This window comes from Streptomyces sp. RGM 3693 (assembly GCF_050471125.1).
GTDB lineage: Bacteria > Actinomycetota > Actinomycetes > Streptomycetales > Streptomycetaceae > Streptomyces.
Window position 1 is genome coordinate 21,133 of the sequence record NZ_JBMPPQ010000001.1, and the last position, 23,896, is coordinate 45,028.

A 23,896-nucleotide genomic window follows, 5' to 3' on the forward strand; every position below is an offset into this window, starting at 1 on the left:
TTGCCCCTCTCGTCAAGGCACTTCCCGAATGTAGGGGTAACGCATTTCGAGGCGCTCCCGTATCTTGGCTTTCAGCTGTTCCTGGACTTGCTCCTCGGTCACGGCGTCGGAAACGTCGATATCACTGGCCTGAATCTTCACCCATTCTTCGATGAGGCGTATTTCGCGCTCCGCGAGGCTGTTTCCGTGATGCAGGCTTTCCAGCTTGACGAGATCCTTGTTGCTCCGCTCGACGCGATTCCTGACCTTACTTAGTCCCTTCTTGTTGCCCTGGAGGTTTTCCGGCAGTTTGGCGATCTCGGTCGAAATCTGTCGCTCAATGTCTGCGCGAATTTTGAGCGGATCGCTCAAGATGTCTGAACTGTATCCCCTGTTCTTCGCCTTCCTGGTTTCAGTGTCGATCTCTTTCTCGATGGTGCCCACATTGTTGAGGTACTTCTTCTTCTTAAGTAGGGTCCCGCCCTTTGGTGCCCCCTGCGGGGACATCGTGTTCATGCCGAATACTTGCCGGAACCACTTTCTGCGCGCGTCGCCACTCAGCTTGAGGCTTTGAGCGAACAAGTCGGTCTGCAAGGTCGACATGACCATGTTTCCAGGGTTTCGATCCCTCTCGACAAAATACGACAGAGAGTTGTGCAGGGCGATGTCGCTGGAGATGTGGCGGGGGCCCAGCGTTCGGTTCGCCCCCGGGGTGCTGGCCAGTGCTTCACTGGCTTCCCTTTCGGCGCCGGCAGCCAGGATCCTGGACTCGATGTCCGCGTAGGTGGTTGTCCCCTCTCCCTGCTCCGGCAACGTCTTTCCGCCCCGGAACTTGCGCAAGTACCACCCGCCGAGCCTTGTGCGGTGAATCTGCTCAGTTCCCCAATTCCATATCTGGGTGGTTGTCTTTTCCTTTTTCAGTAGGGCGACGACTCGTGCAATGTCGAGGTTTGGGATGTCCAAGTGTCGCCTATCCGATCCGGATGGCCCTGTTTCTGTTTGCCCATTCAGTTCGTTCCCTGTGGTTTGGCCGGGCTGTCCTGCCTTGCTGAGGATCATTCTTTCCATGTCTCGCACGTAGCGGAGGATCGGCTCTGAATCCAACTCTTTTCCGTTGATGACCATCTTTCGTGGGTTGAGGACGGCCTCGTCTTCGAACGTCCTTGAGCCCAGCATGTTCAGTTCGGTGAGTCGATACCACAGGCGCATCGACGACAGGGCCACCTTGTGGGCAGAACCTTTCGTGCCCTTGTGAAGCATGCGCTGAAGTCGCGGTCGCAGTTTGGCGACAATCTTCGCCAGCCGGGCGTCCTTTGAGTCCTTCTTGTTCTCGTCTTCCTTTTTCTTGTCTTTCTTGTCTTGCTTTTCCTTGTTGGGGTCCTTGCCCTTCGGGTGGTCTTCCTTGGGTTTGTGGGGGCCCTTTTCGTCGGGCTGGTGTTTGGGCTTTTTGTTGTCGCCTTCCTTGGGCTTCTTTGGGTCGTGGTCCTTGTCGGGCTTGTTCTTCGGTTTTTTGGGGTCTTCGCTCGGGTGTTTGTCGCCGGGTTTGCGGGGGTGGTCGTCCTCCTTGCCGGGCTTGGGCTTGGTGGGGTCTTCTTCCTTGGGTTTGTTGGGTTTGTTGGGTTTGTTGGGGTCGTGGGGGTCTTCTTTGGGCTTGGTGCCCGGGTTTTCGTTGCCCTTGGGCTTGGTGGGTTCCTTGTCGGTGGGCTTGGTGGGGGAGTCCTCCTTGGGCTTGGGTGTGGATTCCGGGTCCTGCTTGGCCTTGGGGCGGGGCTCCGGTTCGGGCTTGGGTTTGGGGGACGGGGTGGGGCGCGTGTCCGGCTTTTCGTCGGCCGTGGTCTTGGGCTTGCCGTTCTTGTCGTTGCCGGTGGGCTTCTTGGGCTCGTCGGCGGGGGACTTGGGCTTGCCTGCGGTCGGCCGTTCCGGGGTTTCGCCGGGTTTGGACGTGGGCTTGCCGGCCCCCGGCTTCTCGCCCGGTTTTTCGCCGGGCGTGGTCTCGTGGGGCTTGGCGGTCGTCGGGCGGGTGGCCGGGGCGCCGGCGGACTTCGGGGCGGGTTCCTTGGAAGGGGCGTCGGCGGACTGGGGCTTCTTGCCGCCGGTTCGGTCGCCCTTGCCGCCTCCGCCCTCGCCCGCGGCGCCCTTCGGGCCGCCGCGGCCTTCCTTGCCGAAGCCCTTGCCGAGGCGGGCGGCGACGCCCTTGAGGCGTTGGCCGACCTTGGCGACGTACTTGCCGATGCCGTTCAGGAGCCACTGGTAGAGGGTTTCGAGGAGGGCGACCACGCCCGCCGCGACGGCCTTGGCGAAGAGGATGCCGGCGCCGCCCGCGCGTACCGCCTTCAGCCAGTCGAGGACCATGGACAGCGCGCGCAGGATCGCGCTGAGCGCGCCCCACGCGGTGCGGATGGCGTCGATGACGGCCATCACCCAGCCGGCCCCGGGGATCAGCTTGGCCACGATCTTGGTCATGACCAGTTCGCCGATGATGAGCGGGAGTTGGGGGAGGACCGCTTCCCAGGCTTCCTTGACGATGTCGTCGAGTTTGAAGCCGCCGTTGAGGAGCTTGTCCAGGATGGCCTTCGGGACGCCGATGATTTCCTGGATCTTGTCCTTGAACCACTGTTTGACGGCGGTGGAAATCTCGCGGAAGAGGTGGTTCTTGGCGCCGTCCACGGCGGAGTTCTTCGCGCCGCTCAGCCAGCCGCCCGGATCGGAGAGGAAGTCGACCGCGATCAGCATCCAGTCGCCGAGCGCGCTCAGCAGTTTCGACGCGAAGTCCAGGACCCCCTTGATGGCCCCGATGACCTGCTTGACCGCTTCGTCGAGGACCTGTTTGAGGATGTCGAGAATTCCGCTGAGGAGTTTGCCGATGGCGTCGAGAAGGTCGCTGAGCGCCTTCTTCAGCATCGTGGCGAGCTTGTTGACGAGGGCGATCGCGTCGGAGATGAGTTGGGCGATCAACTTGCGTATGCGCAGGGCGATTTCGATGACCGCGCGGACCATGTCCTTCGCGAACTGGATCAGGTCGTTGATCAGGGTCGTGATGGCGTCCGCGATGTACTGGCGCGCCTCGTTGATCCAGCGCTCGACCGTCTCCTTGAAGTGCTTGATGAAGCCGACGACGGCGTCGCGGGCCCGCTTGATGACATCGACGATCGCGTTCTTGATCTCGATGACCTTGTTCTTGATCCAGTCGAACCCCTCGGAGAGCCAGTTCCCCGACTCGTTGACGCTGTCGTCGCGCTTCTTCTTCGCGTCGTTCTCGGCCGTGGTGTTCTTGTCCTGGATCTGCTTGTCGCCGTCCTCCTTTTCTTTGGTGGTGTCCTTGTCGGTCTTCTCTTCCTTGTCCTTGACGTCCTTACGGACCTTGTCGTGCCGGTCGGACTTCTTGTCGCCGAGCTTCTTCAGCTCCGTGTCTTGTTCCTTGCGCCAGTCGGAGCGGTGGTCGGTGACCTCGCCCATCGCCTTGTCGCGCTCGTCGGCCTGGCTCTTGGTGTTGCCGTCGATCTCGGCGTCGACCTGCTTCTTGTGCTTCTCCTGGGAGTCGCGGAAGTCCTGGTCCTTCTTCTCGCGGCCCTGGGACATGCTCTTCTGGCCGTCGCCGAACGCGGCCTGGAACTGCGGCCCCCGCTCGTGCTCCGCCACCTCCGAAGCCGCGTCGGGCGGTACCGCCCCGGTGTCCGCCGCCCCCTGCGGCCCGCCGCCCTTGCCGCCCTGGGCGCCGGGCACCTTGGCGGCCATCTGCTCCTTGGGGGCGTCCGGGTAGACCTGGTCCTCGCCCATCGACCGGCCCGCGTCGTCCCGGCCGGTCGCGACGGTGTCCTGGCCCTTGGCGTCGACGGCGCCGCCCTGCTCGTCGGCCTTCGCCCCGGCGGCACCCTGCATCTGCACGCCCGGCGCATTGCCCGCCTGGGCCTTCTTCAGCGCCTCGTCCTTCGTCGGCAACCCGGCGAACTTGGCGGCCAGTTCCTGCTTGTCGACCTTGAAGCCGAACCAGCCCGCGACCGTTCCGAGACCGAATCCCAGGGCCATCTTGAAGGTCTGCCAGCCGCTCGGGTCCTCGGCCTTCTCCGCCTCGATCTGACCCTCGGGCTCCTTGGCGCCGGTGACCTCGGCCTTGTCGGCGTTGGGCGCGTCGCTCTTCTGCGCCGGGTTCTGGTCGTACTGCGCCGGGGCGTCGGTCTTCGGCTGGCCCTGGAGGGTCTGCGGCGCACCGGCCGGACGCTGCATCGAGGGCGGCGCCGCGGCCAGCGCCTTGTGCTCGTCGCCGACCGTGCGGTCCACCGCACCGCCCACCCCGCCCATGGCCTCAAGTGCCTTGTGCGGCTTGAGTTTCGACGCGGTCGACAGGCCGGCCTCGGGGGAGACGTTCGACAGGTTTGGTGCCGGCCCGGAGTCCTTCTTGGCCTTCTTCACGGGCACGGCCGCACTGCCGCCCCCACCGCCGCCTCCGCCTGCGCCCTGGGCGGCCGGCGCCGGCCGGGCCGCGGCCTCGGGCGCCCGCTCCTCCTTGGCGGCCGGCGCCGGCGCGTCGGCCGCCGGAGCCTCGGGGGCGGCCTTGGCCGACGGCGCAGCACCGCCCGCGCCATGCTGCGCGCCCGCCGGGGCACCCTTCTGCGCCGGCCCCTCCGTACGGGCCGCGGGCTCCTCCGTACGGGCCCCGGTCCCCTCGCCCGACGGCTCGCGCCGCGCCCCGGCGGCCGCGTCCGCGCTCGCCCCACCGGAGGCGTCCGCGTTGGACCCGCCGGAGACATGGCTGTCCCGCCCCGGCGACGACGTCTGGGCGCCGCCCGCCGGGGCGCCCTTGTCCGCCGGTGCCGCCTCGGCCTTCTGCTGCTCCCCGCCGCCCGCGGCCCCGGCCGCGGCCGACTCACCGCCCGCCGCCTGCGGGGAGCTCTTCTCCTGCCCGGCCCCCGACGCGTCGCCCGCGGCCGGCGTGCCCTTCTCCTCCTTGGCCGCCTGCTCCTGAGCCGCCCCGCCGCCCTCCGGCCGGCCCGGCGCCTCCTGCACCGCCACCTGCACCGCCACCTGCGCGGCCACCGGACCGGCCTTCGGGTCGGCGCCGCTCTTCGGATCCTTCGACGCGGTACCCGGCGCCGTCCGCGCGTCGGCGGCCCGGTCCGCGGCGAGCCCGTCGTCCGGCCCGTCGTCCGGCCCCGCCCCGTCCGCCTCGGTCGAGGCCCCCGCACCGACCGGCCCGTCGTCGACGTCCTCCTCGGGCCCGGCGTCCGCCGTCGCATCCTCCGCGTCCTCGGCGGCCCGCTCCGCCTGCACCTTGTCGGCCTTGGTCACCGGCGGAGCCGGGAACGACGGGGCCGCCGGGCTGCCGGACGAGGACGGGTCCAGCTGGTCCGCGGTCGGTACGGCGGACACGTCCAGGTCCTGGGCCGGGAGGTAGTCGTCCGGCTGCAACGTGACGTCCCAGGCGCTCGGCTCCTCGCCCCCGACGTCCACCTCGGACTCGCTGCCCGCGCCGAACGGGTCCTCGTCGGCCTGCGTCTGAGGGCCTTCGAGGTCCTGGGTGCGGACCCCGTCGAGCGTGCTCACCGCCCCGGGCTGCTGCGCCCCGGCCCCCGCCGTAGACGGCGAACCCGAAGGCTTCTCCTGCCCCCGCTTGTCCGCCGGGTTCAGCTGCTTCCCCGCCACCAGCGCGTCGACGGCGCCCGGACGGTTCTTGGCCGCGGACTCCTCCTTGCTGGCCACCGGGGTGCCCTCGCGTTCGGTGCCTTCCTTGCCGTCGGCCCCGGCGTCCGTCTTGCCCCCGGCCTGTTGCCCGGCCCCCTGCCCACTGTCGGAGGACTGCCCGTCGGAGGACTGCCCGCGGGAGGACTGACCGTCAGCGGACGTCCCCCCGGTGGACTGCCCACCGTCGGCCGCCGCCCGGTCCGCCGGCTGACCGCCCGGTGCCGCGGGCGCGGACTCCGGCGCCTGCTGTGCGGGCGCGGCACCCGGCGCCCCGGCAGCGGGCCCTGGGGACGAGCCCCCGCCACCCCGACGCTGCTCCGGCCCCGCGTTCCCGCCCTCCGAGACGGGCCCGCCCGGTGTGCCGCCGCCCTGCGGAGTGGTGCCGTCCTCCCGGGTCCCGCCGTTTCGCGGGGTGCTCCCGGTGGCGCCCGCCGCCTCGTCCTCGTCCTTCTCCGGCCCGGGCGCCAGGCCCGGCTTCTGCTCCTGCTCCCGCTGTTCGGCCGCCGCCCGCCACTCGCTCTCGCGGGTGAACCGCAGTGCCTCGGCGGGGTCCGTCTCGATCACCGGCGCATCGAGCGAACCGCGTTCCAGGTCCTCGTCGGCCTCGATCTCCGCGACGAGGTCGAGCACCCGCTCGTGCTCCGAGCTGAGCAGTCGCCGCTCCAGCCGCTCCAGCACCGCGTCCTGCAACTCGTCGGGCAGCTGCGCCAGTTGCATCCGGGCGCGCTTGGAGCGGTCCTCCGGATCCCCCCGCAACGACCGCAGCACCCCGTTGGCCAGCCGGTCCACCAGCGTCGCCGGGTCGATCAGCTCCCTGCGGCGGCGGTCGGCGTCCACCGTGGCGTAGCGCAGCCAGCCCGGGGTGGCCTGGCCCGGTTCGATCTCGGCCGCCGGCTCGGCCGCCCGTACGGCGCCCAGCATGGCGGACCGGACGGACTCCTGCGCCGCCGACTCCGCCTCCCGTTCGACGGTCTCCTGCGGCAGGCTGACCGCGCCCAGGTCGCGGCCGGCACGCAGCGCGCCCAGGCCGTGCGGGTTCTGGACGGTGTGCAGGAGTTCGTGGGCGAGGAGGCGCTGGCCGTCGGCCGTACCGGGGCGGTAGGTGCCCGCGCGGAAGAAGATGTCCTGGCCGACGGCGAACGCGTCGGCGCCCATCAGCTCGGCGAGCTGCCCGGAGTCGCGGTCGGTGTGCAGGCGGACCTGGCTGAAGTCGTGGCCGAGCTGTTCCTCCAGCTCACGGCGGACGCTCAGGTCGAGGGGCTGGCCGGCGCCGCTGACGATGCGCTTGGGCTCGGGGGCGGCGGACCTGGCGGACCGCTCCTTGCGCTTGCGACGCCGTTCGTCGCGGGCGGACTGGCCGTCCTGGGCGGCCGACCGGGCCGAGCTGCTCATCGCGCCTCCCCCCGTCCGGCGAGGCCCGCGTGCACCGCACGGGCCAGTGCCTCACCCAGCCGTACGGGGTGGGTGGTGGCCGGCAGCGGCGGCAGGCCGGCGAGCCCGTCGAGCGCGATGCCCGCACCACCACCGTCCGCCGCCAGCGGTACGCCCCGCTCGCGTACGAGACGGCTCAACTCGGCCTGGAAGGCGGCCGATACCCGGCTCGGATCCACCCGGGCGTCGAAGCCGTCCAGCACCAACTCGTCGATCTCGATTCGGAACGTGCCGGCGGAACGGGCGGACTGCGGCCCCTCGGCCGCCGGTGCTGCCGCTCCCGGTACCGGCGACGGCGACGGCGACGGTGACGGTGACGCGGCACCGATTCCGACTCCGGCACCGGGACCGGTACCGGCTGCGGCACCCCGACCGGTACCGGCTACGGCACCCCGACCGCCCCCCTGCCCCGGACCGCTTCCAGCCGCCCGCGCGACGTTCCTGCCGACCTCGTGGTTCAGACCCATCCGTGGACCTCCGACGGCGCCAGAGAACGTTCCAACTTCAGGTACTCGGTGCGGGCCGCGGCCAGCATGTGGCGCATCTGGAGGCGGTCGCCCTCCTCCGCGGCTAGGAAGGCGCCGGAGAGCGCGATGTTGCGGATCGAGCCGCCGGCGACGGTGAGTTGGGCCAGCAGCGCCGGGTCGATGCCCTTCGTCGGAGCCTGCGCCGGCAGCACCCGGCGCCAGATCTCCGCCCGCTCCCGTTCGGTGGGGAAGGGGAAGTCGACTACGAAGCGGATCCGCCGCATGAAGGCCGAGTCCAGGGCCTTCTTCATGTTGGTGGTGAGGACGGCCAGGCCGCGGTACGCCTCCATCCGCATCAGCAGGTAGCTGACCTCCAGGTTGGCGTAGCGGTCGTGGCTGTCCTTGACCTCGCTGCGCTTGCCGAACAGCGCGTCCGCCTCGTCGAAGAGGAGCAGCGCCCCGCCGCGCTCGGCCGCGTCGAAGACCCGGCTGAGGTTCTTCTCCGTCTCGCCGATGTACTTGCTGACGACCTGGGAGAGGTCGATGACGAAGAGGTCCAGGCCCAGTTCCTTGGCCATCACCTCGGCGGCCAGCGTCTTGCCGGTGCCGGAACCGCCCGCGAAGAGCGCGGTGACGCCCAGACCGCTGCGCAGCGACTTCGCGAAGCCCCAGTCCTGGTAGACGGTGGCGCGCTGGCGTACGTGCGCGACGACTTCCTGGAGGATGCGCAACTGGCGGTCGGCGAGCACCAGATCGTCCCAGTCGGCCCGCGGTTCGATCCGGCGGCCCAGCTCGTCCAGGCCCATCCGCGCCTCGGTGAGGCCGGCCTGCCAGGCCAGCTCGGCGGCGTCGAGGGTGTCGGAGGCCGGCAGGTCGCGGCGCACGGCGGCGGCGGCCGCGCGGATGACGTGCGGCGCGAGCTGGAACTGGGCGACCAGCGAAGCAAGATGACGGTCCGTTACCTCGGGGAGGTCGGTGAAGGCGTCCGCCCAGAGCCCCAGCTGCTCCTCGTCGGAGAGCTTCGGTACGGTGACCCGCTCGCCGCGCGGCTGGCCGGTCTGCCGCGGGTCCTGGCTGGAGACGACCAGCGGGACGGCGGCCCCCGCGATGAAGGCGTCCGCTGCGGCGTACTGCTCGCGGTCCAACTCGCCGACCTCGACTAGCAGCGCGGCCGGCAGCAGGATCGCCTCCCGCTGCCAGAGCCGGGCCAGCCGGTCCCGTTCGGCGGGGTCGGTCGGAAGGTCCGTGGCGGCCATCGAGTACAGGCCGAGCCCCGAACGGCGGGCCGCGGTGGCCGCGATCTCCCCGCGGGTCCGCAGGTCGCCGCCGACCAGTTCGACGCGGAGCGGGGCGTCCGGGCCGGCGCCCGCCCAGCCCGCCGCCACCCGCAGGGCGGCCGCCTCGTACCCGGGCGGCAGGGTCTCGGGCGCGCCGGTGCGGCGGAGTTGGCCGTGCAGTCGGGCATCCAGGTAGGGCGCGCCGGCCAGGAAGTGCAGGATCCGCTCGTCGAGGCGCAGCCGGCCGGTGGTCAACCCGGTCTCGTCCGCCACCTCGACCAGCCGCCAGCGGCGCAGCGGGGCGACCGGGGTCAGGGCGCTCCAGTGGGGTTCGTCGAGCGCCGCCAGGGCGAGCGAGAACGTGGGGTACGGGCGGGTCGGATCGCCGCAGGCGGCGGCGCAGCGGACAGCGGTGGTCGGGTCCAGTTCGGCGGCCGCGGCGAGCAGCACGACCTGCCGCTCGAAGGGCGTCAGCCCGAAGCAGGCGGTGAGGGTGTCGAGGGCCCGGGGGGAGGGGGTGCCGGTGGCGAGCGCGCGGGGGGCGCCGGTACGCCGGCCGTTTCCGCCCGCGCCCGAGCCCTCGTTGCCGCTCCTGTTCCCGTTGCCTCTCCCCTTCCCGTTCCCGTTCTCTTTCCTGTTGCCGCCCTGCTGTTCGCCCTGCTGTTCGTCCTGCTGTTCGTCCTCGGGTTCGCCCGTCGGGGCGTTTCCGTGGGCGCGGGCGGCATGCGCGTCCAGGCGCGCGAGCACGCCCCGGACGGCGGCGGCCAGCGCCTCCCCGCCCGCTTCCCCGCCCGCTTTCCCGTCCGCGCCGCCGTGCGCCGCCGCCCCGGGGCCGCTCCCGCCGGTGCCCGCCATGTCCTCCTCCGCCCCCGTTCCCCGCACCGCGCCTCAGCCCTCCCCACCGTCGTCGGTCCGGCCCGGGTCGTCGGTGCGGGCTGGTTCGTCGGTGCGGACCGCGTCGCGCGCGCCGTCGCCGGTCGCCTTACGGGTGCGGGTGCGCGGCCGGCCCCCCGCCCGGCCCCCGCCCGAACTCCCGCGCTCAACAGTGGACTTGACCGTCGCCGGGGTGCCGCCCGCGGCCCTATTCGCGGCCCGTTTCGCCGGGGCGGAGGCGGCCGGGGCGGAGGCCGCCGGGGCGGCAGTCTTCGGGGCGGAGGCCGCCTGACCGGACGTCACGTTCGATGCCGCGTCCGATGCCGCGTCCGATGCCGGGTCCGGTGCCGCTGCCGATATCGAGCCCCCCGCGCCCCCCAACGGCACCTCCGGCGGTACCACCGGCACCACCGTCACCTCCGGTCGCCGCACCGGGCGGGCCGGGGCCGGCTTCTGGTGGCCGTCCAGCAGCACCAGCGACGCCTGGTAGGCCACCGACAGGGAGTAGGGCGTGTTGTTGAGCATGCCCCAGAGCTTGGAGGTTTCGTCGATGTCCATCTGGGTCGGCGCGAAGCGGACCTTCTGCAACGACTCGGCGAGATCGCTCCCCGCCAGATAGGGGCGCTCCGCCGCCTCCTCGATCAACTCCCGTGGCAGTACCGGGATTTCGTGCAGCGTCCGCACCACGCTGCCGATCAGCCGCTGCCCGACCAGCTCCTGCTCCTCGCCGTACGCGCTGATCAGGAACTGCAGGTCGATCGCCGCGGCGGGGCGTTTGAGCAGGGTGCCGTCGGAGGCGCGGGTGACCAGGTCGTTGTTGCGCATCGAGGGGTTGTGGGTGACCTGGTACAGGAAGACCGTGATCGTCGGGTCGGTCGGCGGATCGGCGGGCGGTTTGCGGGTCTCCACCGAGACGGCCAGGTCGATCTCGGGGTGGAGATTGTGCTCGATCAGCAGCGCAAGGGCCTGGGTGACCGTCGCGAGGGCGAGTGCGTTGCTCATGTGGACCGTCCCCCTGAAGTCCGTTGCTGGGAAGCCAGATAGTCCGCGAGGTTCAGCGCGGGCGCGCGCCGCTCGGGTCGCGCCGGGCGGGCGCCCGCCGCGGGCCGTTCGCTGCCGGCCGCGCCGGTCGCACTGACCTCAAGTCGGCCGATCTGTACGTGCACCACCCGCTCGGCGGGGCCGCGCGGTCCCCGCCGACCGGTCGCGGACGCGGCGCGGGCCGGTGCGGGCCCACGGGGCGCCGGCCCGGCGTCGGCCCGCGGCCGCAGGGCGCCGGTGGATGCCGGGCCGACCGCCTCCGCACCCCACCGCGATGCCCCCCGGGCCGCCGCCCCCGCCGTGCCGTGCGCCCCCGACCGCCCCGGCGGCGCCCCGCCGTCGCCGGCGGCCGCCCGGGCCCCGGGCACGGCCGTCGCCGCGGGCCGCAGCAGCGGTGCGGTGACCGGCCCCGGCCACGGGTCGGCCGCCCCGCGCTCGGCCTCCGGCGCCGCCGCGGTGCGGATCACCGTCTCCCGTTCGTGCCGGGTACGGATCTCCGTCCGCGGTGCGGCGCGCGGCGGTGCACCGGCGAACGGTGCCGGGGCGGGCCACCCGGACGCCCGCGGGGATGACGACCCGGCGTCGTCCGGATCGTCGACGGCCGGTCCGCGCACTGCCTCCACCCGCTCGAACGGGCCCGGCAGCCGCGGCCGGACGAGGGTGCGTCGCGCCGGGACGTCGCTGCCGTCGGGCGCGCCGAAGGGATCGGCGGGCGGCGCGGGGGCGTGCCGCGCCAGCAGCCGGCCGAGGTAGTCGCCGGACGCGGTGGGCGTCCGCTCGGGCATCTCAGGCATCCGCGCACAGCTCCAGGTAGTAGCGGCGCCGCAGCGGGCTGAGCGCCAGGATCTCGGGCTCGCTCCAGCCGTAGGCCGAGGCGAGCAGATGGACGTCGAGGAGGAGGTCCCGGGCCCAGGCGTCCAGTTCGGTCCACAGGTACGCGGCGATGTCCAGCTCCGCCGGGGTGGCCGCGCCGCACTCCGGGCAGGCGATCTCCAGCGTCAGTTCCGCGCCGGGGTCGGCGGCCTCGGCGGCCTCGGCGAAGCGCTTGAGCACCGGATCGGGCAGCTGGGCGACCTCCTCGCCGGTGGCCTCCCGGCCGGCCCGCTGTGCGGCGAGCGCGCAGCGTGCCGCGAGCAGCCGCCGGGCGTCCGTGCCGTCCGTTGGTCGGGCGGCGGCCACGGCGGCCAGGTCCGCGGCGGCGGGCAACCGGAAACGCAGCGTCCACTCGCCCTCCGTCACCCGCAGTCCGCCCTCGGGCGGCCGCGGGCGGGTGGCCGCGAACTCCCCGGCGTCCAGCTCGAACTCCATCGCCGCACCGCACGCCGGCACCGTGCAGGCGAGCGTGACCTCCAGCCGGTCGCCGAACAGCGCCCGGCGCAGGGCGAAGAGGTCGGCCGCCCGCTCCCCGAGCGGCACCGCCAGCAGGGCGTCGGGAGCCGCTTCGGGCCGGGCCGCCCGGTGCAGCAGAAGGGCCCGGGCGGCGCCCTGCTCGGCCAGCCCGGCCTCCCAGGTGGCCAGCAGTTCCGCCGGCCCGGTGACCGTCATGCGTTACCCCGTTGCCCCACCACCCCGGCGCCGCTGCTCAGGCCGGGTTGGTGAACGAGGGCTCCTCGGGTTCGGGGACCTCGTAGTCGCGTTCCCAGCCCTCGCATTCGAGCTTGAGGCTCTGGATGGCCACCGCGTTGGCGTTGGCGTCCATCTCGCCCAGGACCTGGTACTCGCTCGGCCAGGACCGGTAGATCTTGTGCGAGACGGCGACCTGGCCGGCCTCGTTGAGGACCTGGATGATGATGTCCTTGCGGAAGTCGGCGAGCGAGACCTCCGAGCCGAGGCCGGCGCCGACCTGCCAGACCTTGTTGGCCCAGCGGTCGAACTCCGGGTCGTGGGTGACCCCGCGCTCCAGGGTGATGCCCTCGAACTCGGAGCGGCCCGGGGACTTGCGCGGGGAGCTGGGGTCGCCGCCGTTGCGGTGCTTGACGACCTCGGTGGTGCGCTTGAGCGGACTGATCTTGCTGACCCCCGCGACCGTCCGGCCGTCCCACAGGACCAGGAACTTGAAGTTCTTGTACGGGTCGAAGCGATGGGCGTTGATCTTGAACTCAGCCATCGGATTCCTTCACGTCGGATTCCTTCACGTCGCATTCCGGCGCGCCGGCACCGTGGCGCGGCTCGGCGCCGCGCGCCGCGCCACGGCGCCCCGCGCCCTAGAGGTCGAACTGCCCGGCCAGCTGCTGGATCTTGACGATCACGAACTCGGCCGGCCTGACGGGCGCGATGCCGACCACGACGTTCACGATCCCGTTCTCGATGTCCGCCTCGGTCGTGGTGTCCTTGTCGCACTTGACGAAGTACGCCTGCCGAGGGGTGCCGCCCTTGAAGGCGCCCTTCTCGAAGAGCGTGTGCAGGTACGCCGAGGCGTTGAGCCGGATCTGCTGCCACAGCTGCTCGTTGTTGGGCTCGAAGACCACCCATTGGAGACCGCGCAGCAGGCTCTCCTCGACGTGCAGGGCCAGCCGCCGCACCGGGACGTACTTCCACTCGCTGTCCAGGGCGTCCGAGCCCTGGAGCGTGCGGGCGCCCCACACCAGCGGGCCGACCATCGGGAAGGTCCGCAGGGAGTTGATGCCGAGCGGGTTCAGCAGGCCGTTCTCGCGGTCGGTGAGCTTGACGGTCAGCCCGTGCACGCCGGCCAGCCGCGCCTCGGTGCCCGCAGGGGCCTTCCACACTCCGCGCTCGCCGTCGGTGCGGGCGATCACGCCGGCCAGCGCGCCGGACGGCGGGAAGGAGCGCAGCCGGCCGGTGAGCGGGTCGGTGAGCTGGAGGTGCGGGAAGTACAGGGCGGCGTGGTTGCCGCGGACCGCGTCGAAGGCGCCGATCCCGGCCCGGGCGGCGTCCACGCTGCCCCAGGCCGCGGGCGCGTCGACGAGCAGGAACATCCGCCGCTCCTCGCACAGCCGCTGGGCCGCCGAGATCACCGTGACCATGTCGTCGGTGGACGGGTACGAGGCCAGCTCGGGCAGGGCGAGCAGATTGACGTCGGGGATGTCGCGCAGCGCCTGGAGGCCGCTCTTGCGGGCCTCGCTGCCGATGAGGTCGCGCGGTCCCGGCGGGTCGCCGTCCTCGCCGCCGCACAGCGGGAAGACCGGCGGGTTGACCGATGCCTCCAGCCCCAGGTCGTTGGCGCACTCGCCGACGAAGCGGACCACGTCACCGGGGTCGGCGGAGCCGGCCACGACCTGGATACGGCGCCCGAAGGCGATCACCTGCGCACCGGCGAAGGCGTGCTTGCCGGGGGCGTCCGGCAGGGCCCGCAGTTTGTGCTCCAGCAGCAGCGCCAGCTCGGTGACGTCACACGGCGGCTCGCCGTCGCAGTCCGGGTCGTAGAGCGTGAACTCCCGCTCCACCTCGCCGATCTTCACCGTCAACTCCACGTTCAGATCCGGGAGTTCGTGGTGGAACGGCTTGGAGACGGTGCCGGACGGGTCCGGGCGGTCCTCGCCGACCGCGACCACCCGGATCAGCGTCGAGCCGGCGTTGACCACCGTCTCGACGAACCGGCCGTCGCCGGGGTCCATGGACAGGCCGGTGAAGGACTCGCGGGCCGTGCCGTGCGCGTCGAGGACCTGGAGGTTGAAGGTCCCCTCCGAAGGGGAGGGGCGGCCCGCAGCGCCTCCTGCCGGGGTGGCGGTCGGGCGACAGGCAGGCGTGTCGTGGTCCACGGCGACCCGCAGGCCGTCGCCCCAGATGCCGGGCTCCTTGGCGTGCACCTCCAGGACTGGGCACTGGCTGCGGCCCTCGGTGGACTCCAGGGTGACCTGGGCCTCCTTGCCGGTGCCGGCCTTGGCGACCCGGACGATCACCGCGTCGGCGCCGCCGTTGCCGAAGAACTGGTGTACGGCGTAGGCGACCGGGCTGCGCGAGGTCAGGCCGCCGAAGCGGCGTTCGAAATCGGCGAAGCTGGTGATCCGGACCGGCTCATTGAGTGGACCGCGCCGGGTGTGACCGACGAACGCGGTCACGGAAGTCGTCACGGTGGTGATGCTGCGGATGCTGCTGGGAAGCTCTTCGACATAGACGCCGGGATAGGTCGTATGTGTCGGCATTCCCCCTCCAATCCCTTCAGGCACCGAGTGTGAGGACACCAAGAAATCGAGAAAACCGGGAGGGATGGGCGGGAAGAAGGGGGAGGGGCGGCGGGTGCGGAAGAGCCCGCGACCGCACCCCGTGCCGATCGTGGTCGTGCGTCCCCCCGCTACCCATCAAGTTCCCCCGTCTGCATCCGGTGCGAGGCGGTCCGTGATCTGCGGTCCGACCTGCACGGGATCAAGCCCGGACAGGTGCGACTCCGGCTTGTGACTCCTGATGCGTAAGTGCTCAACGCAGTCTGTTCTGGGGGGAGTTGAGGGTCAAGGAGCTTTCCGGACACCCCCTGCGGAGGTCTTGTGTGGGCGCGTCGCGCGTTCTCCCCCAACGGTTTCCCACCTCCCCGCAACCGGAACCGGAAGGGCCGCGGCCGCCCGGGCGCACGGGGTCATCGGGACCCGGCGCCCGAACGGCGCACCGCGACGGAGTGCACGGCGGATGACGGCGCGGCCGCCCCCGTGCCCGGTCGGCCCTGCGAAATGCCTCCGGCGCGCCGGGGCGGCCCTGCGGAAAAGGGGCGGCGAAGTACGTTGGCCAAAAGATCTGTGACCGTAATCACCGCCGGAGTGTGATCTGCGATTTAGGGACGCATGTCCAGCGGCGATACCCTGCGAGACGGACATGCCGCGTATCCGGACACCGTGTATACGCCTCCCCAGTGACAGCGCCGTCACGTTGCCCTTCGCGGCACGCCCATCGCAGACGAACGAACCGCGATCACTACGGCGATTCTGAGAAGACAAGGGACGGACGCGCGTGGACCTGTTCGAGTACCAGGCGAGGGACCTCTTCGCCAAGCACGGTGTACCGGTGCTGGCCGGTGAAGTCATCGACACGCCTGAGGCGGCCCGCGCGGCGACCGAGCGCCTTGGCGGCAAGTCGGTCGTCAAGGCGCAGGTGAAGGTCGGCGGCCGTGGCAAGGCCGGTGGCGTGAAGCTGGCCGCCACGCCGGACGAGGCCGTCGCCCGCGCGACGGACATCCTCGGCATGGACATCAAGGGCCACACGGTCCACAAGGTGATGATCGCCGAGACCGCGCCGGAGATCGCCGAGGAGTACTACGTCTCGTACCTCCTCGACCGCACCAACCGCACCTTCCTCGCCATGGCCTCCGTCGAGGGCGGCATGGACATCGAGGAGGTCGCGGCCACCAAGCCGGAGGCCCTGGCCAAGGTCCCGGTCGACGCCAACGAGGGCGTCTCCATCGAGAAGGCCCGCGAGATCGTCGCCCAGGCGAAGTTCCCGGCCGAGGTCGCCGAGCAGGTCGCCGAGGTGCTGGTCACCCTGTGGCAGACCTTCGTCAAGGAGGACGCCCTCCTGGTCGAGGTCAACCCGCTGGCCAAGGTCGCCTCCGGTGAGGTCCTCGCCCTCGACGGCAAGGTCTCCCTGGACGCCAACGCCGAGTTCCGCCAGCCGGAGCACGACGCCCTGGAGGACAAGGACGCGGCTAACCCGCTCGAAGCCGCGGCCAAGGCCAAGGGCCTGAACTACGTCAAGCTCGACGGCCAGGTCGGCATCATCGGCAACGGCGCGGGTCTCGTCATGAGCACCCTGGACGTCGTCGCCTACGCCGGCGAGAACCACGGCGGCGTCAAGCCCGCCAACTTCCTCGACATCGGCGGCGGCGCCTCCGCCGAGGTCATGGCGAACGGCCTGGAGATCATCCTCGGCGACCCGGACGTGAAGTCCGTGTTCGTCAACGTCTTCGGCGGTATCACCGCGTGCGACGAGGTCGCCAACGGCATCGTGCAGGCCCTGGAGCTGCTGAAGTCCAAGGGCGAGAACGTCACCAAGCCGCTGGTCGTCCGCCTCGACGGCAACAACGCGGAGCTGGGTCGCAAGATCCTCTCGGACGCCAACCACCCGCTGGTGCAGCGCGTGGACACGATGGACGGTGCGGCCGACAAGGCCGCCGAGCTGGCCGCGGCCAAGTAAGGGACGAGGACTCCAACAACCATGGCTATCTTCCTCACCAAGGACAGCAAGGTCATCGTCCAGGGGATGACCGGCGCCACCGGCATGAAGCACACCAAGCTCATGCTGGGCGACGGCACCAACATCGTCGGCGGTGTCAACCCGCGCAAGGCCGGCACCAGCGTCGACTTCGACGGCGCCGAGGTCCCGGTCTTCGGCTCCGTCAAGGAAGCGATGGAGAAGACGGGCGCCAACGTCTCCGTCCTCTTCGTCCCGCCGGCCTTCGCCAAGGCCGCCGTCGTCGAGGCCATCGACGCCGAGATCCCGCTGGCCGTCGTCATCACCGAGGGCATCGCGGTGCACGACTCCGCCGCCTTCTGGGCGTACGCCAAGGCCAAGGGCAACAAGACCCGGATCATCGGCCCGAACTGCCCCGGCCTGATCACCCCCGGTCAGTCCAACGCCGGCATCATCCCGGGCGACATCACCAAGCCCGGCCGCATCGGCCTGGTGTCGAAGTCCGGCACGCTGACCTACCAGATGATGTACGAGCTGCGGGACATCGGCTTCTCGTCGGCCGTCGGCATCGGTGGCGACCCGGTCATCGGCACCACGCACATCGACGCCCTGGAGGCGTTCCAGGCCGACCCCGACACCGACCTGATCGTGATGATCGGCGAGATCGGCGGCGACGCCGAGGAGCGTGCGGCCGACTACATCAAGGCCAACGTCACCAAGCCGGTCGTCGGCTACGTGGCGGGCTTCACCGCGCCCGAGGGCAAGACGATGGGCCACGCCGGCGCCATCGTGTCCGGCTCGTCCGGCACCGCCCAGGCGAAGAAGGAGGCCCTGGAGGCCGCGGGCGTGAAGGTCGGCAAGACCCCGTCCGAGACCGCGCTGCTGGCCCGCGAGATCCTGGGCGGCTGACGCGACTCCTCGCTGCTGCCGCCGGTCCTGTCCGGCGGCGGCAGCACCGCATGACGGCCGTGGGCCCGCACCCTTCCCGGGTGCGGGCCCACGGCCGTTCGTGCGCACACCGAAGTGCGCCGGGCTCACCGGACGTCGGGGGCGAGCCGGGCACCGGGCGGCGGCGTCCGGCGCACCGCCGCCCGGTGGCGCCGGGTCCGATGCGCCGGCTGGACCGCCGGTGCTGCCGCCGCCCGCGCGGACGGTGCGGACGGGATCGCCACGGCCGGCCGCGGCGGCGGGTGCGAGCCGTCCGGCGCGGTGAGCGCCACCACCAGCGCCGTCACCGCCAGCAGCCCGGGCGCCCCGAACCCCGCGCGGGTGGTCAGCCGGGTCCACCGCTCAGCGCCGGCCCGGACGTCGCGTGCGGGCGGTGGCACCACCGGGCGGGACGCCGTCAGCGCACCCAGCCGGGCGTGCAGCACCGCACCCTGCCGGTCCGGCGGCAGCCCCGCCAGCCCCAGCTCCGGCAGCCGCTCGGCCAGGCACCCCCGGGCGTGGGCCAGCCGTCCGGTCGCCGCCGGCGTACTGGCCTCCACCTCCACCGCGGTCTCGTGCAGCCCCAGTCCGAGCCCGTCGTGCAGCAGCAGCGCACGGCGGTACGGGGCGGGCAGCGCCAACACCGCCACCAGCAGCGCATGGTCCCCCGGCGCGGCCGGCGGCGGCGCGGGTGTCCCCGGCCCGGGGCGCTCGGCGGACCGCAGCTCGGGGAACAGCCGTCGCCACGGCGCCAGCGCGTGGTCGTGGGCGGCCGCCCGCACCCACCCCACCGGATCCGGCGCCGCCGCCACCTCCGGCCACCGCTGCCAGGCGGTCCGGAACGCCCGCTCGACGGCCCGCCGGGCGAGCCGGGCCCGCCCGGTGAGCACCAGCGCCTGCTGGATCAACGGCCCGGCGTGCGCGCCGTACAGTGCGTCGAACTCCGCTGACGGACAGTCAAGTAGGCGCACTCCACGCCTCTCTGATGTGGTGTCGGAACGCTGGTCAGGCTGCCGCCGGTCGTGCTCGCTCATACCGGAAGTCTGGAAACGCCGGGCGGCGGATCTCGCGCGACACGTCGGACGGATGCCCGGTACGTGGCGGAATCGGACGTTATTGGCAGCATGGCCGTGTGAGCCAGTTGACCGAACGCGGCACCACGTTGTCCTCGCACGGCCGGACCGCCGCGCGGCGCTCCTCCGCGATCGGCACCGCCGTCGTCAGCGGAGTGACCGCCGCCGGCCTCGGTCTCGGGGCGCTCGCGGTCGCCGTCCTGCTGCTCTGGGTCGCCTCCCCGTACCCGGACAGCGGCCCCTCCCGGGCCCTGCACCTGGCCGCCGGACTCTGGTTCACGGCACACGGCGGGGGCCTGGTCCGCGAGGCGACGCCGTCCGGCATTCCGGCACCGGTCGGCGTGGTCCCCCTGCTGCTCGCCGCCCTGCCGATCTGGCTGCTGCACCGCGCCGCCCGGGACACCCTGGCCACGGCCGCCCTCACCGACTCCGACCCCGCGGCGTCGGCCGCCGGCCGGCCGGTCGCCCCGCGCACCCTGCTCGGCGCCCTGCTCGCCGGATACCTGCTGGTCGCCCTCGGCGCGCTGCTCTACACCTCGACCGGCCGGCTGACCGCCGCACCGCTCTCCGCCCTGCTCGCCGTCCCCGGCACCGCGGTCGCCACGTTCGCCGCCACCGCCTGGCACACCCTCGGATCGGACGCCGCGGCCCTGCTGCCGGACCGGTTCGTGCGGACCTTCGCGGCGCTGCCGGCCGTCCTCCGCGCCGCCCTCACCGGGCCCCGCCTCGCCACCGCAGGCAAGGCCGCGGCCGCCGCCACCCTCGCCCTGCTCGCCTCCGGCGCCGCGCTCACCCTCCTCGGGCTGGCCCTGCACGCCGGCCGGTTCGGCGACGACCTGGGCCGGCTCGCCGCCGACTGGGCCGGCGGCTGCACGGTGCTGCTGCTCTGCCTCACCCTGCTCCCCAACGCGGCCGTCTGGGGCGCCGCCTACGGCCTGGGGCCCGGCTTCACCGTCGGCGTGGGCACCACGGTCGGCCCGCTGGCCGTCTCACCCCGCCCCCCACTGCCGTACTTCCCGCTGCTCAGCGGCGTGCCGGAGCCGGGGCCCACGTCCTGGCCGGACGTGGTGCTGGCGCTGGTGGTACCGGTGACCGCGACGGTGCTGCTGGCGCGGTACGCGGCCGGTGACGGCCACCGGTCGTGGCGCCGGACCGCCGGGACGGCGGCCCTGGCGGCGGTCCTGTGCGGGGTGGCGATGGCGGTGCTCGCCGGTCTGGCCGGCGGCGCACTGGGGTCGGGGGCCCTCGCCTCGTTCGGCCCCAGCTGGTGGCGGACCGGCCTGGCGGCGGCCGGCTGGACGGGGCTGGCCGGGGTGCCCGGGACGCTGGTGCTGCGCGCCTGGCGGCGGCTGTCCGCGCGCCTGGCGGCGGACGGACGGCCGCCCGGCCGCCGCCGCTATTTGCCCCACCTCCCGTTCCGCCGCCGGGCCGGCCGCGGGGAGCCGAGCCCGGGTGCCGGCCGGAAGTCGAACCGGAAGCCGAACCGGGAGCCCGCCGCCTGAGCGCGCAATCAGGGGTGCAATCAGGGGTGCGGCGCATGCCCTTCGGCCGCCCCGCACCCCTGACCACTACCGCTCCGCTACTGCTGCTCCGGCTGGCTGAGCAGCGGCCGGAGCTGCGGCGGGAGGAGCTTCTCGCAGGACTTGCCCGCCGCCTGGGTCAGCGCGTCGTTCACGCAGGTGAAGTAGTCGCGGTAGACGACCTGGACGGTGAAGGTCGCGGCCACCATCATCAGCGCCAACGAGGCGGTCACCAGACCGGCGATCGCGGCGGTGGTCTGCGGCCGGCCCGTCGCGCCGGGGGTGCCACCGGGCCGGCCCGGCGGGGGCGGGGTGCCGCCGGCGGCCGGGCGCCCCTCCAGGGTCGCGGCGGCCGCCTTCTTCGGGTCGGACTTGCCGCGCAGCGCGCTGATGCCCCAGTAGAGGGAGAGCGAGCCCAGCAGCAGCGCCACCTCCGGCAGGCTGAAGAGCACGAAGAAGAACGCCCACATCCCGGCCAGGAGTGCGTAGCGGGCCCGCCGCTGGAGCGGGTCGGTGGGGTCCCAGCGCAGCCCACCGGGGCCGCCGCCCGGTCCGCCCGGTCCGCCGGAACCGCCCTGGCCGCCGCCCCGGCCCGGCCGGGTGCCGAAGTCGCCGCCCTGCCGGCCCGGCTGGCGGTCGCTCCACTGACTGCCCCAGGCCGGGGGCTGGTCCTGCGGCCGCCCGTCCCCGCCGCCGTTGCCGTCGTCGCCGTGCGCCTGCCCGTTGGGCTGGGGACGCGGGCGCCACTCCTGGTCGGGGGTGCCGGCCGGCGGCGGCGCGAACGGGTTGTCGTCCCGGCCGTCGGCGGCGGACCGGCCCGGGGTGCCGGCGGGCGGTGAATCCGGGGCGGAGGACGACTTGCGCTCGCGCGGCAGGAAGACCGCCCCGGGGGTGGTGGCGGGCTGGGGGACCCTCCCAGCGGCAGCGGGGGGAGGGAGGAGGAGAGCCGCGCGGCGGCGTCGGTCCGGCATCTGGAGTGAGTCTTCCCCTTGTCGTGGGCGTCCGTCCGGCCGGTGGGCCGGGCGGACGGTCACCGTGAACTGCATGCGTTCTCCCGCCCGACGCTACCTGCCGTGCTCGCCCCCGTCCCGCGGGGGCCGCTCGGTGTGCCGGTATCGTTGCTGACGGTCGGCGCCTTCGTAGGGTTCCCCGTATTCACGAAACCCCTCGCTTTGTGCGACCGCACAAACCTCACACCGCATCTTTGACCCGCAAGATCTGTCGAGAAAGACCCCATCGTGGCCTCCTCTTCTCTTCCCGCTCGCTCCGCGCCGGCCCGGATCGTGGTACTCGTCTCCGGATCGGGCACCAACCTCCAGGCCCTCCTCGACGCCATCGCCGAGGAGGGCGCCGCGGCGTACGGCGCCGAGATCGTGGCCGTGGGCGCCGACCGGACCGGGATCGTCGGCCTGGAGCGCGCCGAGCGGGCCGGTCTGCCGACGTTCGTCTGCCGGGTCAAGGACTACGAGGACCGGGCGGCCTGGGACGCGGCGCTCACCGAGGCGACCGCCGCGCACGCCCCCGACCTCGTGGTCTCGGCCGGCTTCATGAAGATCCTGGGCAAGGAGTTCCTGGCCCGCTTCGGCGGCCGGACGCTCAACACCCACCCGGCGCTACTGCCCAGCTTTCCCGGTGCCCACGGCGTGCGCGATGCGCTCGCGTACGGCGCGAAGGTCACCGGCTGCACCGTCCACTTCGTCGACGACGGTGTCGACACCGGCCCGATCATCGCCCAGGGCGTGGTCGAGGTCCGGGAGGAGGACGACGAATCCGCGCTGCATGAGCGCATCAAGGAAGTCGAGCGATCGCTGCTCGTCGAGGTCGTGGGGCGTCTGGCCCGTCACGGCTACCGCATAGAGGGACGAAAGGTACGTATCTCGTGACCGCCACCGAAGGTACGCAGCGGCCCATCCGCCCGCCCGCCACCCACCACCACCCACAACCGGGGACCTTGCAGGTCCGCCCCATTCGTAGAGCGCTGGTCAGCGTCTACGACAAGTCCGGGCTGGAGGAGCTGGCCCAGGGGCTGCACGCGGCGGGCGTCCAGCTGGTCTCGACCGGGTCGACGGCCGGGAAGATCGCCGCCGCCGGGGTGCCGGTCACCAAGGTCGAGGAGCTCACCGGTTTCCCGGAGTGCCTCGACGGCCGGGTCAAGACCCTGCACCCCAAGGTCCACGCCGGCATCCTCGCCGACCTGCGCCTGGAAGACCACCAGCGACAGCTGGCCGACCTCGGCGTCGAGCCGTTCGACCTGGTGGTCGTCAACCTCTACCCGTTCCGGGAGACCGTCGCCTCCGGCGCCACCCCCGACGAGTGCGTCGAGCAGATCGACATCGGCGGCCCCTCGATGGTCCGCGCCGCCGCCAAGAACCACCCCTCGGTCGCCGTGGTCACCAGCCCCGAGCGGTACGCCGACGTCCTGGCGGCCGCGCAGGGCGGCGGCTTCGACCTGACCGCCCGCAAGCGGCTGGCCGCCGAGGCGTTCCAGCACACCGCCGCCTACGACGTGGCCGTCTCCTCCTGGATGACCAACGTCTACGCGCCGGAGGCGGACGGCGCCGCGCTGCCCGAGTTCCTCGGCGAGACCTGGGAGCGCCGCAGCACCCTGCGCTACGGCGAGAACCCGCACCAGGCCGCCGCCCTCTACGTCGACGGCCAGCCGGGCGGCATCGCCAACGCCGAGCAGCTGCACGGCAAGGAGATGTCCTTCAACAACTACGTGGACACCGAGGCCGCCCGCCGCGCCGCCTACGACCACGACGAGCCCTGCGTCGCGATCATCAAGCACGCCAACCCGTGCGGCATCGCCGTCGGCGCGGACGTCGCCGAGGCGCACCGCAAGGCCCACGCCTGTGACCCGGTGTCGGCGTACGGCGGGGTGATCGCGGTGAACCGCCCGGTGACCGTCGCGCTCGCCGAGCAGGTCGCGGAGATCTTCACCGAGGTCATCGCCGCCCCGGCGTACGAGGACGGCGCCGTCGAGGTGCTCGCCCGCAAGAAGAACATCCGGGTGCTGAAGGTCGACGGCACCCCGCACCAGCCCGGTGACCTCAAGCTGCTCTCGGGCGGCGCGGTGCTCCAGCAGACCGACGTCTTCCAGGCCGAGGGCGACGACCCGGCCACCTGGACCCTCGCCACCGGACAGGCGCTGTCCGCGGACGAGTTGGCCGAGCTCGCGTTCGCCTGGAAGGCGTGTCGCGCGGTGAAGTCCAACGCGATCCTGCTCGCCAAGGACAGCGCGTCGGTGGGCGTCGGTATGGGCCAGGTCAACCGCGTCGACTCCTGCAAGCTCGCCGTGGAGCGCGCCGGCGAGGAGCGGGCCCGCGGCTCCTACGCGGCGTCGGACGCCTTCTTCCCGTTCCCCGACGGCCCGGAGATCCTGATCGCCGCCGGCGTCAAGGCGATCGTCCAGCCCGGTGGTTCGATCCGTGATGAACTCGTCATCGAGGCCGCCGAGAAGGCCGGCGTGACGATGTACTTCACCGGCACCCGGCACTTCTTCCACTGACCGGACCGGTAAGCGCGAAGGGCCGCACCCCTTGCCCGGGGTGCGG

At 72.4% G+C, this 23,896-nt stretch carries 15 protein-coding genes; 5 read left to right on the forward strand and 10 right to left on the reverse strand.

Annotated features, from left to right (window positions below):
- Positions 1 to 12 precede the first annotated feature (12 nt).
- The 8 genes from ACO0M4_RS00085 to ACO0M4_RS00120 all read right to left on the reverse strand — a co-directional run bounded on the left by ACO0M4_RS00085 (position 13) and on the right by ACO0M4_RS00120 (position 14,850).
- Complete coding sequence (locus ACO0M4_RS00085) at positions 13 to 7,050, reverse strand: eCIS core domain-containing protein (RefSeq protein WP_430367442.1); 7,038 nt, start codon at positions 7,048 to 7,050, stop codon at positions 13 to 15.
- On the reverse strand, positions 7,047 to 7,292 hold the full coding sequence (locus tag ACO0M4_RS00090) for a hypothetical protein (protein WP_430367443.1): 246 nt from the start codon (positions 7,290 to 7,292) through the stop codon (positions 7,047 to 7,049). The genes ACO0M4_RS00085 and ACO0M4_RS00090 overlap by 4 nt, the downstream gene beginning before the upstream one ends.
- A gap of 254 nt (positions 7,293 to 7,546) precedes the next feature.
- Entirely contained in the window at positions 7,547 to 9,688 is a 2,142-nt protein-coding gene (locus tag ACO0M4_RS00095; protein WP_430367444.1) for an ATP-binding protein, read from the reverse strand.
- Positions 9,689 to 9,721: 33 nt separating this feature from the next.
- The gene (locus ACO0M4_RS00100; RefSeq protein WP_430367445.1) at positions 9,722 to 10,708 is read right to left on the reverse strand and encodes a DUF4255 domain-containing protein; all 987 of its coding nucleotides are present in this window, start codon (positions 10,706 to 10,708) and stop codon (positions 9,722 to 9,724) included.
- On the reverse strand, positions 10,705 to 11,541 hold the full coding sequence (locus ACO0M4_RS00105; RefSeq protein WP_430367446.1) for a hypothetical protein: 837 nt from the start codon (positions 11,539 to 11,541) through the stop codon (positions 10,705 to 10,707). The genes ACO0M4_RS00100 and ACO0M4_RS00105 overlap by 4 nt, the downstream gene beginning before the upstream one ends.
- Entirely contained in the window at positions 11,534 to 12,292 is a 759-nt protein-coding gene (locus ACO0M4_RS00110) for a hypothetical protein (protein ID WP_430367447.1), read from the reverse strand. Before ACO0M4_RS00110 ends, ACO0M4_RS00105 begins: the two co-directional genes overlap by 8 nt.
- A gap of 37 nt (positions 12,293 to 12,329) precedes the next feature.
- A complete protein-coding gene (locus ACO0M4_RS00115) occupies positions 12,330 to 12,854 on the reverse strand; it encodes a phage tail protein (RefSeq protein ID WP_430367448.1) in 525 nt (174 codons plus the stop codon).
- Positions 12,855 to 12,951: 97 nt separating this feature from the next.
- Entirely contained in the window at positions 12,952 to 14,850 is a 1,899-nt protein-coding gene (locus ACO0M4_RS00120) for a phage tail sheath family protein (protein WP_430367449.1), read from the reverse strand.
- Positions 14,851 to 15,646: 796 nt separating this feature from the next.
- Between ACO0M4_RS00120 and sucC the strand changes: the two genes are divergently transcribed.
- Together sucC and sucD are read left to right on the forward strand one after the other, a co-directional pair.
- Positions 15,647 to 16,825 carry an ADP-forming succinate--CoA ligase subunit beta gene (gene sucC / locus ACO0M4_RS00125; protein WP_430367450.1) on the forward strand — a complete coding sequence of 393 codons (1,179 nt, stop codon included), beginning with the start codon at positions 15,647 to 15,649 and terminating at the stop codon, positions 16,823 to 16,825.
- A gap of 21 nt (positions 16,826 to 16,846) precedes the next feature.
- Positions 16,847 to 17,731 carry a succinate--CoA ligase subunit alpha gene (sucD, locus tag ACO0M4_RS00130; protein WP_430367451.1) on the forward strand — a complete coding sequence of 295 codons (885 nt, stop codon included), beginning with the start codon at positions 16,847 to 16,849 and terminating at the stop codon, positions 17,729 to 17,731.
- Between the two features lie 125 nt (positions 17,732 to 17,856).
- Here sucD and ACO0M4_RS00135 read toward each other — a convergent pair whose 3' ends face one another.
- Positions 17,857 to 18,783, reverse strand: coding sequence for a hypothetical protein (locus tag ACO0M4_RS00135; RefSeq protein WP_430367452.1), 927 nt, complete (start codon positions 18,781 to 18,783; stop codon positions 17,857 to 17,859).
- A gap of 98 nt (positions 18,784 to 18,881) precedes the next feature.
- On the opposite strand from ACO0M4_RS00135, the gene ACO0M4_RS00140 reads away from it, so the two are divergent.
- A complete protein-coding gene (locus ACO0M4_RS00140) occupies positions 18,882 to 20,324 on the forward strand; it encodes a cell division protein PerM (protein WP_430367453.1) in 1,443 nt (480 codons plus the stop codon).
- A gap of 77 nt (positions 20,325 to 20,401) precedes the next feature.
- Here ACO0M4_RS00140 and ACO0M4_RS00145 read toward each other — a convergent pair whose 3' ends face one another.
- Positions 20,402 to 21,313: a hypothetical protein gene (locus ACO0M4_RS00145; protein ID WP_430367454.1), complete on the reverse strand. Its 912-nt coding sequence runs from the start codon at positions 21,311 to 21,313 to the stop codon at positions 20,402 to 20,404.
- A gap of 267 nt (positions 21,314 to 21,580) precedes the next feature.
- Here ACO0M4_RS00145 and purN point away from each other — a divergent pair, with 267 nt between their 5' ends.
- Positions 21,581 to 22,225, forward strand: a complete 645-nt coding sequence (gene purN / locus ACO0M4_RS00150; RefSeq protein ID WP_430367455.1) for a phosphoribosylglycinamide formyltransferase — start codon at positions 21,581 to 21,583, stop codon at positions 22,223 to 22,225.
- A gap of 26 nt (positions 22,226 to 22,251) precedes the next feature.
- Positions 22,252 to 23,850 carry a bifunctional phosphoribosylaminoimidazolecarboxamide formyltransferase/IMP cyclohydrolase gene (gene purH / locus ACO0M4_RS00155; protein ID WP_430371161.1) on the forward strand — a complete coding sequence of 533 codons (1,599 nt, stop codon included), beginning with the start codon at positions 22,252 to 22,254 and terminating at the stop codon, positions 23,848 to 23,850.
- Positions 23,851 to 23,896: the final 46 nt, after the last annotated feature.

Excerpts from the sequence above, each read along its gene's own strand:
- ACO0M4_RS00085 (WP_430367442.1), bottom strand. The coding sequence starts at position 7,050 with ATGAGCAGCTCGGCCCGGTCGGCCGCCCAGGACGGCCAGTCCGCCCGC.
- ACO0M4_RS00095 (WP_430367444.1), bottom strand. The coding sequence starts at position 9,688 with ATGGCGGGCACCGGCGGGAGCGGCCCCGGGGCGGCGGCGCACGGCGGC.
- ACO0M4_RS00100 (WP_430367445.1), bottom strand. The coding sequence starts at position 10,708 with ATGAGCAACGCACTCGCCCTCGCGACGGTCACCCAGGCCCTTGCGCTG.
- ACO0M4_RS00105 (WP_430367446.1), bottom strand. The coding sequence starts at position 11,541 with ATGCCTGAGATGCCCGAGCGGACGCCCACCGCGTCCGGCGACTACCTC.
- ACO0M4_RS00110 (WP_430367447.1), bottom strand. The coding sequence starts at position 12,292 with ATGACGGTCACCGGGCCGGCGGAACTGCTGGCCACCTGGGAGGCCGGG.
- ACO0M4_RS00115 (WP_430367448.1), bottom strand. The coding sequence starts at position 12,854 with ATGGCTGAGTTCAAGATCAACGCCCATCGCTTCGACCCGTACAAGAAC.
- ACO0M4_RS00120 (WP_430367449.1), bottom strand. The coding sequence starts at position 14,850 with ATGCCGACACATACGACCTATCCCGGCGTCTATGTCGAAGAGCTTCCC.
- sucD (WP_430367451.1), top strand. The coding sequence starts at position 16,847 with ATGGCTATCTTCCTCACCAAGGACAGCAAGGTCATCGTCCAGGGGATG.
- ACO0M4_RS00135 (WP_430367452.1), bottom strand. The coding sequence starts at position 18,783 with ATGAGCGAGCACGACCGGCGGCAGCCTGACCAGCGTTCCGACACCACA.
- ACO0M4_RS00145 (WP_430367454.1), bottom strand. The coding sequence starts at position 21,313 with ATGCCGGACCGACGCCGCCGCGCGGCTCTCCTCCTCCCTCCCCCCGCT.